Source organism: Pantoea sp. PA1 (genome assembly GCF_056856975.1).
The window spans coordinates 88,455-102,397 of the sequence record NZ_JBXGEE010000002.1; the positions used below are offsets into that span (position 1 = coordinate 88,455).

General features: G+C 58.5%; 13 protein-coding genes. 7 read left to right on the forward strand and 6 right to left on the reverse strand.

Annotated elements, in window-relative coordinates; genetic code table 11:
• Position 1 precedes the first annotated feature (1 nt).
• Positions 2–286: a NadS family protein gene (gene nadS, locus AC1V0D_RS11205; protein ID WP_009092561.1), complete on the forward strand. Its 285-nt coding sequence runs from the start codon at positions 2–4 to the stop codon at positions 284–286.
• 60 nt (positions 287–346) lie between these two features.
• Here the strand turns inward: nadS and abgT are convergent, their stop codons facing one another.
• From abgT to AC1V0D_RS11220, 3 genes are all read right to left on the reverse strand, one after another.
• A complete protein-coding gene (abgT, locus tag AC1V0D_RS11210) occupies positions 347–1,864 on the reverse strand; it encodes a p-aminobenzoyl-glutamate transporter (RefSeq protein WP_482907425.1) in 1,518 nt (505 codons plus the stop codon).
• 167 nt (positions 1,865–2,031) lie between these two features.
• Positions 2,032–3,474 carry a M20 family metallopeptidase gene (locus AC1V0D_RS11215; protein WP_140922766.1) on the reverse strand — a complete coding sequence of 481 codons (1,443 nt, stop codon included), beginning with the start codon at positions 3,472–3,474 and terminating at the stop codon, positions 2,032–2,034.
• On the reverse strand, positions 3,471–4,784 hold the full coding sequence (locus AC1V0D_RS11220; protein ID WP_482907426.1) for an amidohydrolase: 1,314 nt from the start codon (positions 4,782–4,784) through the stop codon (positions 3,471–3,473). Before AC1V0D_RS11220 ends, AC1V0D_RS11215 begins: the two co-directional genes overlap by 4 nt.
• 115 nt (positions 4,785–4,899) lie before the next feature.
• Between AC1V0D_RS11220 and AC1V0D_RS11225 the strand changes: the two genes are divergently transcribed.
• Together AC1V0D_RS11225 and yjdN are read left to right on the forward strand one after the other, a co-directional pair.
• A complete protein-coding gene (locus tag AC1V0D_RS11225; protein WP_009092555.1) occupies positions 4,900–5,796 on the forward strand; it encodes a LysR family transcriptional regulator in 897 nt (298 codons plus the stop codon).
• A gap of 73 nt (positions 5,797–5,869) precedes the next feature.
• Complete coding sequence (gene yjdN, locus AC1V0D_RS11230) at positions 5,870–6,307, forward strand: VOC family metalloprotein YjdN (RefSeq protein ID WP_009092553.1); 438 nt, start codon at positions 5,870–5,872, stop codon at positions 6,305–6,307.
• An 82-nt stretch (positions 6,308–6,389) separates the two neighbouring features.
• Here the strand turns inward: yjdN and AC1V0D_RS11235 are convergent, their stop codons facing one another.
• The 3 genes from AC1V0D_RS11235 to AC1V0D_RS11245 all read right to left on the reverse strand — a co-directional run bounded on the left by AC1V0D_RS11235 (position 6,390) and on the right by AC1V0D_RS11245 (position 9,544).
• A complete protein-coding gene (locus AC1V0D_RS11235) occupies positions 6,390–7,256 on the reverse strand; it encodes a nucleoside-specific channel-forming protein Tsx (protein WP_325954303.1) in 867 nt (288 codons plus the stop codon).
• 276 nt (positions 7,257–7,532) lie between these two features.
• The gene (locus tag AC1V0D_RS11240; protein WP_482907427.1) at positions 7,533–8,888 is read right to left on the reverse strand and encodes a sensor histidine kinase; all 1,356 of its coding nucleotides are present in this window, start codon (positions 8,886–8,888) and stop codon (positions 7,533–7,535) included.
• Complete coding sequence (locus AC1V0D_RS11245; RefSeq protein ID WP_009092548.1) at positions 8,885–9,544, reverse strand: response regulator; 660 nt, start codon at positions 9,542–9,544, stop codon at positions 8,885–8,887. Before AC1V0D_RS11245 ends, AC1V0D_RS11240 begins: the two co-directional genes overlap by 4 nt.
• A 488-nt stretch (positions 9,545–10,032) precedes the next feature.
• On the opposite strand from AC1V0D_RS11245, the gene AC1V0D_RS11250 reads away from it, so the two are divergent.
• From AC1V0D_RS11250 to AC1V0D_RS11265, 4 genes are all read left to right on the forward strand, one after another.
• Positions 10,033–10,818 (forward strand): hypothetical protein, encoded by a 786-nt coding sequence (locus tag AC1V0D_RS11250; protein ID WP_482907428.1) that lies wholly within the window; start codon positions 10,033–10,035, stop codon positions 10,816–10,818.
• Between the two features lie 334 nt (positions 10,819–11,152).
• Complete coding sequence (locus AC1V0D_RS11255; RefSeq protein ID WP_009092546.1) at positions 11,153–11,521, forward strand: helix-turn-helix domain-containing protein; 369 nt, start codon at positions 11,153–11,155, stop codon at positions 11,519–11,521.
• A gap of 167 nt (positions 11,522–11,688) precedes the next feature.
• On the forward strand, positions 11,689–12,585 hold the full coding sequence (locus AC1V0D_RS11260; RefSeq protein WP_046101042.1) for a LysR family transcriptional regulator: 897 nt from the start codon (positions 11,689–11,691) through the stop codon (positions 12,583–12,585).
• A gap of 110 nt (positions 12,586–12,695) precedes the next feature.
• Positions 12,696–13,901, forward strand: a complete 1,206-nt coding sequence (locus tag AC1V0D_RS11265; RefSeq protein ID WP_058957015.1) for an MFS transporter — start codon at positions 12,696–12,698, stop codon at positions 13,899–13,901.
• The last annotated feature ends 42 nt before the right edge of the window (positions 13,902–13,943 follow it).

Below are 13,943 nucleotides of genomic sequence, written 5' to 3' on the forward strand. Positions count from 1 at the left end.
CATGAGTTTTTTTGATGAGCTGAAAGCATCGCTGGAAGAGGCGGTGGAGATAAAAAACGGTGTCAGAGAACCCGCCCGTGTTACCCATTACGCGCTGGCTGATGTGAAGGCTATCCGGGCGCAGCTTAACGTTTCCCAGAGTGAAATGGCTGCTGCACTGGGAACCAGCCTTGATACGATAAAGAGCTGGGAAAGCGGACGCCGCAATCCGACCGGACTGGCAGCTAAAGTACTGGCGACTATCCAGAAGAATCCCGCCTTCTTTCAGGAACTGGCTGCGCACTGACATAACTGCAGTGCCGCAGAAAACGTGCCAGCGTTTATGCTGTATCGCTGGCACGGTGCCTTAAGGCAGTTGCGGCCAGACGCCCGGCCCAATCGGCAGTCCCAGCCAGTACCAGGCGACCAGCAGCGCGATCCAGCTGATAAAGAACACCAGCGGATAGGGGAAGATCAGCACATAGTAGGTGCCGAGCTGCGCATCCTTCTGGTATCGCTGCAAAAAGGCGAGGAACAGCGGCAGAAAGGGCGACATCGGTGCCAGCGGCAGCACCGCCGAGTCAGCGATGCGAAAAATCATCTGGGCAAAGGCGGGATGGAAGCCGAGCAGCATAAACATCGGCACGAACACCGGCGCCAGAATCGACCAGATGGCTGAGCCGCTGGCGATAAACATGCAGAGAAATGCCGACAGAAACATCAGGCCGAGAAATGCGGGCGCGCCGCTGACGCCTGCGCTCTCCAGCACGTCGGTCAGTCCTATCGCCATGAATTTGCCCATGTTGCTCCAGTTAAAGAACGCCACGAACTGCGACAGCGGAAAGACCATCACGATAAAACCCGCCATGCCTTTCATCGGATCGACCAGCAGCTGCGGGATATCATCCGGACGGCGGATCTGCCGGGTGGCGACACCATAGGCAATCGCCACCACAAAGAAGAACAGAATGATGATCGGCACAATGCCCTGAATAAATGGCGAGGGGATAATGGCACCGCTGGCGGGATTGCGCAGCGGCGCATGTTCCGGCACAACCAGCAGCGCCATGACGGCGATAAACAGCAGCGCGGCGATCCCGGCGGCCCGCAGGCCGCGGTTCTCCAGCGGCGTCAGCCCCGCCAGCTTTTCGCCGTTGCCCTGCCACTGCGGCAGGCGCGGCTCAACAAATTTGTCGGTCAGTAACGCACCCACAATCGTCAGCACAATCACCGAGGTGGCCATAAAGAACCAGTTATCGATGACGCTGACATGCACCGTATCGCTGACCGCTTTAGCGGCTTCGGTGCTGATACCTGAAAGCAGCACATCGGTGGTGACGATCAGCAGGTTAGCGGTAAAACCCGAGGCGACACCGGCGATGGCGGCCAGCAGGCCCGCGACCGGATGACGGCCCACCGCCAGAAAGATCAGCGCACCCAGCGGTGGCATCACCACCAGCGCCGCGTCCGAGGAGATATGGCTGAAAAAGGCGATAAACAGCACCATGTAGCTGGCGTAACGGCGGCTGACGCGTGACGCCATCTTAACCATCAGCGACTGCAGCAGGCCGACCTTTTCCGCCAGCCCGGCACCAATGACCAGCGCCAGAATCGACCCCAGCGGGGTAAAGCTGCTGAAGTTTTTGATGATGTTGGGCAGGATCCACTGCAGACCCGCGACGCTCAGCAGGTTGTTGACCCGGACGATTTCGCCATTACCGGGGTTCTTCACCGCCAGATCCAGCGCACTGATAATGGCGGTTGCGACCATCAGTATCACAATCAGATAGACAAACAGTAAAAACGGGTTAGGCACTTTATTGCCTGCGCGCTCGATCCAGCTGAAGAGCCGGCCAGGACTACGGTTCTCGGAGGTTGCTTCCATGGTATGGGTTCTCTTCTTGTCGTCTTGTGACCCCCTTATCGATGGCGGCGCGGGCTGACGCCGGTCGCGACAGGCAACAGGCGGTGAGTTCAGTTCCGGCCCCGCAGAATCAGGGAAGTGTTTGCACTATTTTTATTCTGGTCCGCGTCAGCGACGCGGCCGCTGGCTCATCCGGCCAGTTTTGTGGGTGTGATCCCCGCCGGGATCGGGCAGTGATAGGGCTGCCCGGCGCGTGCCTTCTGAAATTCGGCCTGGCATTCCGCCAGCGCCTGTTCATCCTGCAGCAGCGTGGTCACCGTCGCCGCCATCACTTTGCCCGCCAGCAACATGCCCTTATGCGCGATCGTGGTGCGGCCCTGCGCCACCAGTTGCCAGGTGTGCAGCGGCGTGCCGAAGGTAAAGCAGGGCGCAAAACACTGTGCCGTCGGCGTGACCCAGCTGACATCGCCGACATCGGTGGAGCCATAGAGCAGGTCGCGGGTGACGGCATAGGGCGCGACCTGATCCATAAACAGCCTCTCCCCCAGCTGTTCAGCCCAGGCGTGACCGGCTTCGCCACCGATACGGGCGGCGTTCAGGCGGGCATTACGCAGATCGTCATCGGTCAGAGTGGCACGCAGTTCAGCCGCGAACGCGCGCTCTTCGTCGCTGTAGTCGGGCAAACCAAAGTGATGCAAATAGCGCTCCATGACCGCTTCCAGGGCGCGATTAGGCACATAGTCAGAGCAGGCTTTGTCAAAACGCACGGTCAGGGTCGTGTCCGTCATCAGGGCGGCACCCCGGGCAATATTGATCACCCGCTGATAGATCGCCTGCGCCTGTGGCAGCGATGGCGCGCGGATCAGGTAGAGCACCTCCGCATCGGCCTGCACCACATTTGGCGAGACGCCGCCGCTGTTGGTGATGGCGTAGTGCAGACGTGCCTCCTGTTCGATGTGCTCGCGCAGAAAGTTGGCCCCGGTATTCATCAGCGTGACGGCATCCAGTGCGCTGCGGCCCAGATGGGGAGAGTTAGCGGCATGAGCCGCGATCCCTTTGAAGCTGAACGCGGCCTGAATATTGGCGAGCGTGCGCAGATTGAACATGCCGCTGAAACCTTCCGGATGCCAGGTCACGGCGGCATCCACATCGTCAAACAGGCCCTCACGCACCATAAAGGTCTTGCCCGATCCCCCTTCTTCGCCAGGGCAGCCATAAAAACGCACGGTTCCGCCAGCGTGATGCTGCTCCATCCAGGCTTTAACCGCACAGGCCGCCGCCACGCCGGCGGTGCCGAGCAGGTTGTGGCCGCATCCGTGTCCGTTGCCGTTCACCTCCAGCGGTTCTGGCCGGGCGCATCCGGCCTGCTGGCTGAGACCGGCCAGCGCATCAAACTCCCCGAGGATGGCAATCACCGGTTTGCCGCTGCCGGCGCTGGCGATAAAGGCGGTGTCAATGCCGCCCACGCCGCGCTCCACGATGAACCCGGTTTCGGCCAGCGCGTCGGCCAGCAGGGCCGAGGAGCGGGTTTCGGCAAAGCGGGTTTCCGGCGTATCCCAGATGGCGTCGCTGAGCGTGCTGAAACGGTGCTGATGGCGGTCGATATAGTCGGCAATAAAGGCTTCCATCATCGTGTTTCACCATACTGCGCCTGATTGAGCGCCAGCGTCGCCAGCAGCGTGATGGCGTCCGGCATGACCCGCTCATCAAAGTCGAATCGGGCATTATGGTGGCCCGCCGCCAGGTCACAGCCGAAAATGACGTATGAGGCCTGGCCGCCACGCTGCCTGACCCGCTCCATCATATAGGTCGCATCTTCTGACCCTGCCGCCTGCGCTTTGCGATCGACCACGGAATCAAAGATACCGAGCGCGTCTGCCTGCTGGTGGATGAAGTCGACCCACGGCTGCGTCGGGGTGCAGCTGCGCGCCGCACCCATCAACGTCACCTGCTGCTCAACACCATACATCGCCGCCGCACCGGCAATTACCCGCAGCGCCTGCTGATAAATATCGTCGTTAACCTGATTGGTGATGCCGCGGGTTTCGACCTTCAGCAGGGCGCAGTCGGCGACCACGTTGCGGCCGGTTCCGGCCTGCAGCACGCCGACATTCACCCGCGCCACGCCGCCGCTGTGCTGGGCCAGGCCATGCAGGGCCAGCGTCGCCTGAGCCGCCGCCAGCAGGGCATTGCGTCCCTCTTCCGGGCGGCCACCCGCATGGGCACCGACGCCGGTGAAGTGAACATCCAGCTTGGTGGTGGCGAGAAAGCTGTCGCTGCCGCACACCACTTCGCCCGCCGGCACGCCGGTGCCAATGTGAATCGCCGTGAAGCGATCCACATCATCGACCACGCCCGCCGCTACCATCGCTTTCGCGCCGCGTACACCCTCTTCAGCAGGCTGAAAAATCAGTTTGATGGTGCCGCTGAGCCGCTCTTTCATCGCCATCAGCACTGAGGCAAGCCCCAGCCCGATGGTGGTATGGCCATCATGACCGCAGGCGTGCATCATGCCCGCATTGCAGGAGGCGAACCCTTCCCGATGCGGCAGATGATCGCTGGCCTGGCTCTCATTGAGATCCAGTGCGTCCATGTCCACGCGGAAGCCCATCACCGGGCCGGGACGGCCGGTTTCCAGCGTCGCCAAGATGCCGCAGAATCCGCCGGAAAAGTGGCTGATCCACTGCGGCAGCGCGCCCTGTTGTAACGCCCGCGCCTCCTGCTGTTTCAGCACGGCGGCGTCGGGCAGGCCCATCCGCGCCTCTGCGTCGATCACCTCACGCCCCAGCTTTAGCTGATAACCGAGCTGATGCAGCTCTTCAGCGACCAGCGTGGCGGTGCGAAACTCCAGCCAGCCCGATTCGGCGTAGTGATGGAAGTCACGACGCCACTGCTGAAGCTGCGGCAGCCTTGCACTGACGTGGTCGGAAAGGGTTTTCATCGGCTCTGTCCTCGTTGTTGGTTTTTTATGCACTGCTTCGAATCTACACAATGGAATAGCCGGGCATAAGATGCGAATATCTTGTGACTGATAAACAACGGTTATCACAGAAGTTATGTCCGCTAATCTCAAACTTCATCAACTGCGTGCGTTTGTTGACGTGGCGCGGCAGGGCAGTATCCGTGCGGCAAGCCGTGTTTCGGGGCTGTCGCAACCGGCGCTGACCAAAGCGATTCAGGAACTGGAGCGTGAGCTGGGGGCAAAGCTGTTTATCCGCCGCCAGCAGGGCGTGGTGTTAACGGATATCGGTGATAACTTTTTCCGTCATGCCAGCCTGGTGCTGGCGGAGCTGCGGGTCGCCGAAGAGGATATCCAGCAGCGGCTGGGGCGGGGCGGGGGGCAGGTGAATATCGGCATCGGCAGCAGCGTGGCGCGTACCGTTATGCCGCAGGTGATCAACCAGTTTCATCGGGAATATCCGCTGGTCAAGGTGCGCATCGTCGAAGGCCAGCTGGTGTCGATGGTGCATGAGCTGCGTCAGGGAACGCTCGATTTCACCATCAATACTTATGACCAGAGTCATCTCGATCAGGAGCTGATGTATGAGCGCGTGATGGAGCGGGAATATAAGGTGGTGGTTCGCAAAGGCCATCCGCTGGAAAAAGCCCGTTCACTGGCGGCGTTGCAGCAGGCGGACTGGACCATGCCGACGCCGAAAGGCAGCTATTACCGCCTGTTGCACGACCTCTTTGGCGAGCGCGGCATGGCACCCAAAATCGTGGTGACCTGTGAAACCTTTATGGCCTGCACCAGCCTGGTGGCGCAAAGTGATTTCATCAGCATTCTGTCAGCCGATGTGATTGACGATCCGGTTCTGGGACGGTCGCTGGTCGCGCTGACGCTTGACGAACCCCTGCCGAAAGCGATTTTTTATCTGATTCAGCGTAAGGAGACCGCGCTGACGCCCATGAGCAGCTATATGGCGCAGCTGTTTCGCCGTTATTGCCAGTAAAATCAGCGAGTAAAGTCGATCGTCTACACTCTTAGGGTACTGTAAAAATCCAACCGACAATATAGAGGTGAAGATGCAAGTCAGTCCTTATCTGTTTCTCTATGGCCGTTGTGAAGAGGCTATCGACTTTTACCTGCAGGCGACCGGGGGCGAGTTGCTCGCGAAAATGAAGTTTGGCGATATGCCGGATCAGGGAGAGCAGGTTGGCGATCAGTCCGCAGCGCCGCAGCCACCCGAGAAGATCATGCATGCGCAACTGCGTATTGGCGACGGCGAGCTGATGCTCAGCGACGGTAACACCGATCAGCCACCGGCGTCGGAACATGCCGGTTATGCGGTCAGCCTTTCCACCACCGATGTTGAAGAGGGCAAAGCGTGGTTTGAAAAACTGTCGGCAGGCGGCAAGGTGACAACGGAATGGCAGGAGACTTTCTGGTCGAACGGCTTCGCCATGTTTATTGATAAGTTCAACATTCCGTGGCGCATCAATGTGGAGAAGTCGCAGGATTAAGCGGCTGACGGACGTCACAGGACGTGACGTCATACCAGCAGAAACACAAGGCGGCGACGCGATAAAGCGCCGCCGCTTTACATCAGAAGTTGTAACCTGCCACCAGGTAGTAACCCCAGCCGGTCGATTTCAGCTCAAACGGCCCGCTGCCGAAGTTAACTTCCTGACCATCTGCCCACTGTCCGCCGTTGTGGAAATAACGCGCCACTGCAGAGAAGTGCCAGTGATCGTAGCCCAGAGACAGAATGTGGCTGGAGGCGATAGAGTTGCTGGTGCGTGATGCACCGCCTTTATCGCGCAGATCGGAACCCCAGTCGAAGTTAGTGAAGCCGACATAGCCCAGATTACCGCCCCACAGCGTCGTGATCGGGACGAAGTATTTCACTTTGAAGCGATAGCCATCCCAGCTGTTCTCGTTCGCCGCACCGTAGTTTTCCCACTGATATTTGGCATAGACGTTCAGCGACAGGCCGACATCGCTGTGCGTATCGATATCGGTGCCGAGACCCATATACCAGGTGTTCTGGCGGCTGTCGCTGTTGCGGCCCATATCGTAGATGTAGTTGTTAGCAAAATACCACTCTTTGAACGGACCAAACGCCAGGCTGGTGCCGGTCAGCTTGTCGATCGAGAAGCGCGGCTCAATTTCCATGAACATCGGGGAACCGTGGTCGAATACGCCGTTGGCGTTGCTGTTGCCGACGCCGAAGAAATTAGGTACGTCGAGATAGCCGTAAAAGTCGAACCACTCTTTTTTCGCAAACGCTTCATATTCCAGATAGACGTCGTTATTGAACTGCGGTCCGAAACGGGTGTGGTAGCTGCCTACCACGTTAACGCTCTGATGCCACCAGTCAGAGAGATACTGCGGATCGCTTTCTGCGGCCTGCGCAGCACCACTCAGTGAACATGCCAGCACGGCACCTGCTATCAACGTTTTATATTTCATTATCATCAGCCACATGCTTTTGACCGCCGCACAGCAGACGCAGTCAGAGAGAAATCGGTCCCTGGAGGGAATGAGGATGTCAGCAAAAAACAGCCGGTTGTTCAGCCCGCGTAGCGTGCCTGTAACAGATCGATAGAAAATAGATTTTGCTCACGTTTGTCAAAAAGTGTTGCATTACAATTCAGCTAAAATGTGATGCACTTCACAATTAAGACCATGATCGAACGGAACCAGGCAACCGTTTACGTTGTCTGGTTCGTGATCAAAAAGGCGGGATCAGGGAAAAGTAACGCGAACCTGTAAACCACAGATCGTACCCTGTGGGGTCAGACAGTTGGAAAGGGCGACGTGAATCTGATGCTTCTGAGCGACGTTACGCACGATGGATAATCCCAGTCCGCTGCCCTGGGCTTTAACGTCAGGCGAGCGGGTAAAACGATCAAACGCGCGCTCGATAAAGGATTCCGGCATGCCTGGCCCGTTATCGACAATATCGACCACCGTTTTGCCCGCGACCCGATGCAGCAGCACATCGACCAGACTCCCTTCCGGCGTGTGCAACATGGCGTTACCAATCAGGTTGTCAAACAGGCTGCGCAGCTCAGAACGACTGGCCTGCAGACGATATTGATCAGAGCCGTTAAAGCCGATATCAATGCCGCGCTTGTCTGCCACCACCATCAGCTGCTCAATGCTCTCCTTCAGCAGATCTTCCAGGTCAATATGCTCGACGCTGGCGACCACACTCTGGTCATCCTGGCGCGACACATTGAGTAGCTGTGTGACCAGATGACGGGTGCGCGTGACGCCCGCTTCCAGCTGGCTGAACTGCCGGCTCGCTTCGCCCGGCTGGATATGCTGACGCAGATTCTCCAGCTGTAAGGTCACCGCCGTTACCGGGGTGCGCAGCTCATGGGCGGCGTCCTCCAGGAACTGACGCTGAGAGGACCAGGCCTCGCGCAGTTTACTCAGCAACGAATTATAGGCAGCCACCAGCGGCAGGATCTCATCCGGCAGCCCCTCCGGCGAGACGTTATGCGGATGATGGGTCTCCTGCGCCGCGATCTGACGCGAAGCCACCTGCAGATCGCGGGTGATCTTGCGTACCACCAGCCAGATCACCAGCAGCGACAGCGGCATCATCAGGATCATCGGGATAATCGCCGCCAGCGCCCGCTTGACCATCGTGGACTTCATGTAGCTGAGGTTGTGCATGACCTGAATGGTTTTGATCGCGCTGCCGGGCAAACCGGGCCGGGTATAGATCCGCCATTCACAGTCGCGGCACTGGCCGACATGCACGTCGCGGTAACCCCGCTGGTTCTGTAACGGGGCCGCCAGCTCCGGCCAGGAGCTGGCACGCAGCTGTCCGCGATCGTCCCACAACTGAACCACAAACGCGCTTTTCGCTTTATCCGGCGCAATCAGCATCGGCATCAGGGCGGGCATCTGCTTATTGGTGGACCAGGCGTCCGCGATTTTTGCCAGCTGATCGTCCTTCATCGTGCCGACCATATCGCCGTAGCAGCTGAAGAAATACCAGGTGACACCGCCAATCATCAGCAGATGAATAATCAGCAGCGTAGAGAGCAGTTTATTACGCAGCGAGCGCATAAAGGTGAAGGGTTTCATATGGCCGGAACCCGCCAGCCCAGGCCACGCACGTTGCGGATCACGTCGTTATCCAGCTTGCGGCGCATGCCGTGAATCAGGACATCCACCGCATTGCTGCTGACTTCATCGCCCCAGCCATAGATGCGGTTTTCCAGCTGCTCGCGCGACAGAATGGCACCGGGCCGCTCCAGCAGAGCGTAGAGCAGGGCATACTCGCGCGCGGTCAGCTGCTCGCGCTGACCCTTGTAGAGCACTTCGCGGGTCATCATATCCAGCTGAACATCCCCGCTGCCCAGCACCGAATCTGCCGCGCCGTGGCGGCGTCGGGTAATGGCGCGCATCCGGGCCATCACTTCCTGGAGGTCGAACGGTTTAAGCAGGTAGTCGTCAGCGCCGCTGTCGAGCCCCTGAATGCGCTGCGCCACCGTATCGCGGGCAGTCAGAATCAGCACGGGCGTGGAGTCGCCGCGCCCGCGCGCCCGGCGCAGCACCTGTAACCCGTCATCGCGGGGTAAGCCGAGATCGAGCAGCACGCAGCTGTAGCCGCCTTCGCTCCAGGCATTGTGGGCAAAGACGCCATCGCGCACCCAGTCCACCGACCAGCCCGCGCCCTCCAGTGCCTGCTGCAGGTTTGCGCCGATCATTTCATCATCTTCAACCAGTAACACGCGCATGGCTGATCTCCTCTGCAAAGATGGGAGAGAGTTTACTCATCAATTGTTAGGCCAGAATTATCCGCCTTCACACTTCCCGCTGTCGCCGCGCTGGCTGCGACTTACCGCCTGCCTGCAGCACGAACGATTCTGGCAGACCGCCGTCACCGATATGTTATCGAGGTGGCAGGGTACCTCACTATACTCATCGAGATACCCGTGATTGCATGCGTAAAGAGGGTGACGTATATTTGAGCAACAGATCAATGTCAGACATTTCATCGGTGGACAGTATGTCAGCTCTGGAAGTAAAAATCAGACATCAGCGCGAGTATCAGGAGCGTGTTGAAGCTGTCCGAAAAGGTCAGGCTCCGGGACGCATACTTGAAAAACGACCTCAGGGTATTGTGCCTGCAAAAGGTGGACGCAGCCTCGCATTTTTCTGACGTTATGCCCTGCTAAACGCAGCCATGCGATAAAATAAGCCCATCATACCGGTGGGTTTTTTTATGACATCACAGGCTATTCCTCCCGAAGAGCAACTTCTTAAACTCAATCGATATCTGATCGATAATGCGGAACAGCTCCCATCCCCGGTTATTACCGTTGGTGGTCAGGCTGTTATGTACTGGTATCTGACGTATCTGCATCTCTATCCTGAGCAGCCTGACATCACGTCCATAACCTCAATTGATGTCGACTATGTGACCCGAAAGGAAGGCGTTGATGTAATTGCAAAAATTTTCAACGTTTCAGCACAGGTTCAGGACATTTTTAATCCGCCATCGATCGCACTCCTCACCCTTATTGATAAAGATACAGGCAGGGTCAAGGAGGATGTCCAGGGTCAGTTCCTCAATGAGCAACTAAATGAGGCAAATATTGTGGATATTATCGATCGGCCCACAGGCTTTGATGCTGGAGATTTTGACGGTGATAAACTGATGTTAAATACAGAACCCTTTCTGGTTATGCCGGATCGACATGGTGCAGATATGTGCCATGAATATGTTCGGGTTCTGAATCCGATTGCCTGTATCCGTTCTCGCCTTTCAAATGCCACCGTTCCCGGCGGAAAAAACAGGCTGACTGAAGCTGACCGAATACGCGTGCTGGCTCTGCCTGCTTTCAACTTTTTGCTGGAGAAATTACAAATCCTTCCTTTCCGACAGGGAAGGCATTACGTTGACTACTTTGTCTCGTTTATCTGGCAGAGAGCATTCAGACGTTTTCAGGCACAGCACAAAATCCCCTTATATCGGATTGTTGAGCAACTGGCGGCAGAACTGCAATAGGAGCCTGGCGACGACATGCCATCCGAATTTTATCGGGAGGAGTTACCTCGAAAAGTGGATTTTCTGGCTAAGGAGTATCAGCGATACCTCAGACGCATTGAAGCCGGATAAGACTACTGGCCCCTCATTAGTGACTGCCTGAGAAAATAGCGCTTCTCTTCACCGTCATTTTCTGCGCCGGGTCTGCTGTCCCTTGCAAGCCAGCCCCCGCTGGCCACACCCTCTCACCTCCGTTTCACCCCTTGCTAATTCTGCGCTAATTTTCTGCTAATTAAGGGATAAATTTTAGCGGGTAGAGTGGTTCCACTGCACATCAGCTTGAACAGGAGGAACCATGAATCAGCGCGAGTTTATTCGGAGTCTGCTGGACTGGATAGAGAACAACTTAGGACACGATCTGCATCTGGATGAGGTGGCGCGCCGCTCAGGCTATTCGCGCTGGCATCTGCAACGCCTGTTTCGCCAGCATACCGGCTTTTCCCTGGCAGAATATATCCGTCAGCGTCGCCTGACGGAGTCGGCGCTCACGCTGCTGAGCAGCAACGAAGCGATTCTGCAGGTGGCGATGAACTACGGCTTTGATACCCAGCAGGCCTACACCCGGACCTTCAAAAATTACTTTATGGTGACGCCGGGCCAGTTGCGCCGCCAGCGTCGCGTCGAGCCGGATCGACTGCTGTTCCCGCTGGCGATGGCCAGCTGATGCCTGACAAGGCCTTTCCGTCACGGCAGGCAGACGGAAAGGTCACTCCGTGCATTACCCTCGCTTCGCCTGCTATCGCCCTGTTTTTTTTGCCTCCTCGCCACAGTCCCCCCGCCTGAACGTGCTAGTTTGTTGCCTGCATCCCCTTACTGTCGGAGTCGGGAAACATGGAAAATGGCGCGAATTTAACCGCCATGCTGGTATTCGCACGGGTGGTGGAGTTACAGAGTTTCAGCGAGGCCGCCCGCGCACTGGGCTGGTCCAAGTCGCATGTCAGCCGGGAGATCGCCCGGCTGGAACTCAGGCTCGGTATCCGGCTGCTGCAGCGCACCACCCGGCGGCTGGCGCTGACCGAGCTGGGGCAGGCGTACTACCCCTATTGTGTCCGGATGCTGGCGGAAGCGCAGCGCGCCGAGGCGTTCGTACAGCAGCTGCATCAGCAGGCCGCCGGTCATGTCAGGCTGCAGGCGCCCGTCACGTTCGGCTGTCAGTGCGTAGTGCCTGTCGTTAATCGCTTTCTGCGCCGCCATCTGCATATCAACGTCGATCTCGATCTCACCGATCGCAGCCAGGATCGGCTGGACGATCAGGATGATCTGGCGATTGTGATCCGATCCCGGGCACCGCGTCAGGGCAACTTCCGGCTGCTGAGTGATATCGACTGGGGACTCTATGCCGCGCCTGCTTATCTGGCACAGCGACCGGCTATCACTCACCCCGGGATGCTGCCGCGTCACGACCTTCTGCTGTTTCATGGCCCGGCCCACACCGCTGCGCTGCCGTTCCGCCGCGATAAGCAGCGACTGGCGCTGGATGTACGCAGTCGCTTTCGCGCCAATAACAGCATGGCGCTGCTGAATGCGGCCCTGGCCGGCAGCGGTATCGCCTATCTGCCCGCCTACATGGCGCAGGAGGCGGTCGGGCGGGGTGATATTCAGCAACTGTTGCCGGAGTGGCAGATGGACCGTCTGCAAAGCTATCTGCTACTGCACGACACCCCGGAAACGGCGTCGCCCGTCACGCTGCTGAGCGATGCGCTGGTTGCGGCGCTGAGCACAGGCTGATTGTTGCCTGCTGACAACAATCATCGCCACAGAGTAACTATCGCGGCGTTACTGTTGTTAACCCGCCGTCCTGGTTAGCCTGTATCCCTGATCACTCAAGGGATATGGCTATGCAACACTCACCCGAAACGGCAGTGTTTCACCACTGGAAACGTAATTTAGCGGTCTGCGTCGTCGGATCTTTTACCACTATCGTGGCGATGACGCTGCTGCTGCCTTTTCTGCCGCTCTATGTTCAGCAGCTTGGCGTTGAGCAGCCCGCCGCCATTGCGCGCTGGTCCGGCCTGGCCTATGGGGCGACCTTTTTCAGTGCCGCGCTGACGGCACCGCTGTGGGGCCGGCTGGCTGATCGTTACGGTCGCAAGCTGATGCTGATTCGGGCCAGCCTCGGCATGGCGATTGCGATGTCGCTGATTGGCATGGCGACGGCGCCGTGGCAGCTGGTGGCGCTGCGTCTGCTGGCGGGGCTGCTGGGTGGCTACGCGTCGGGGTCGACCATTCTGGTGGCGGCGCAGACGCCCAAAGCGCAGACAGGCTGGGCGCTGGGCGTCCTCTCCTCCGGCATTATGGCCGGCAACGTGGTCGGGCCGCTGCTGGGTGGCCTGCTGCCGCCGCTGATTGGCATCCGGCACACCTTCTGGCTGACCGGCGCGGTGATTTTTCTCGCCTTCCTCGCCACCACCTTTTTACTCAGAGAGCAGCCGCGAGCCAGCGTCACCGCCCGCGATCGTCCTTCACCGATGCCGGCAGAGCCGCCGGTCAATCACCGCCTGGTGCGGCTGATGTGGCTTTCCGGCATGTTGCTGATTTTTGCCAGCATGTCGATTGAACCGATTATTACGCTCTACGTCGGCGAGTTTGTTCAGGGTGAACATCAGATCACCCTGATGGCCGGAATCGTGATGTCCGCCGCCGCGCTGGGCACGGTGCTGGCAGCACCGCGGCTCGGTCGCCTGGCCGATCGCGTCGGACACTGGCGGGTTCTGACAGGGGGATTACTGCTGAGCGGCGTGCTGCTGATCCCGCAGGCGTTTATCACGGCGGCCTGGCAGCTGGTGCTGCTGCGCTTTCTGATGGGGATGGCGCTGGGCGGCCTGATGCCATGCATCACGGCGATTATCCGTCATAACGTACCGGGCTCACAGGTCGGACGGATGCTCGGTTATTCCACTTCGGCACAATATGTGGGTCAGGTCAGCGGTCCGCTGTTCGGTGGAGTGGTCGGCGGGACGTTCGGGATGCGGCCGGTATTTCTGGCGACCTGCGCGGTGATGCTCTTCTGCGCATGGCTCAACTGGCGCGAAATGAAAAAGTAACGCGATCAAAAAAGGCGGACCGGAGTCCGCCTTTTGTTACTG

Coding starts and splice junctions, on each gene's coding strand:
- nadS (WP_009092561.1), top strand. CDS start 2: ATGAGTTTTTTTGATGAGCTGAAAGCATCGCTGGAAGAGGCGGTGGAG.
- abgT (WP_482907425.1), bottom strand. CDS start 1,864: ATGGAAGCAACCTCCGAGAACCGTAGTCCTGGCCGGCTCTTCAGCTGG.
- AC1V0D_RS11215 (WP_140922766.1), bottom strand. CDS start 3,474: ATGATGGAAGCCTTTATTGCCGACTATATCGACCGCCATCAGCACCGT.
- AC1V0D_RS11220 (WP_482907426.1), bottom strand. CDS start 4,784: ATGAAAACCCTTTCCGACCACGTCAGTGCAAGGCTGCCGCAGCTTCAG.
- AC1V0D_RS11225 (WP_009092555.1), top strand. CDS start 4,900: ATGTCCGCTAATCTCAAACTTCATCAACTGCGTGCGTTTGTTGACGTG.
- yjdN (WP_009092553.1), top strand. CDS start 5,870: ATGCAAGTCAGTCCTTATCTGTTTCTCTATGGCCGTTGTGAAGAGGCT.
- AC1V0D_RS11235 (WP_325954303.1), bottom strand. CDS start 7,256: ATGAAATATAAAACGTTGATAGCAGGTGCCGTGCTGGCATGTTCACTG.
- AC1V0D_RS11240 (WP_482907427.1), bottom strand. CDS start 8,888: ATGAAACCCTTCACCTTTATGCGCTCGCTGCGTAATAAACTGCTCTCT.
- AC1V0D_RS11245 (WP_009092548.1), bottom strand. CDS start 9,544: ATGCGCGTGTTACTGGTTGAAGATGATGAAATGATCGGCGCAAACCTG.
- AC1V0D_RS11250 (WP_482907428.1), top strand. CDS start 10,033: ATGACATCACAGGCTATTCCTCCCGAAGAGCAACTTCTTAAACTCAAT.
- AC1V0D_RS11255 (WP_009092546.1), top strand. CDS start 11,153: ATGAATCAGCGCGAGTTTATTCGGAGTCTGCTGGACTGGATAGAGAAC.
- AC1V0D_RS11260 (WP_046101042.1), top strand. CDS start 11,689: ATGGAAAATGGCGCGAATTTAACCGCCATGCTGGTATTCGCACGGGTG.
- AC1V0D_RS11265 (WP_058957015.1), top strand. CDS start 12,696: ATGCAACACTCACCCGAAACGGCAGTGTTTCACCACTGGAAACGTAAT.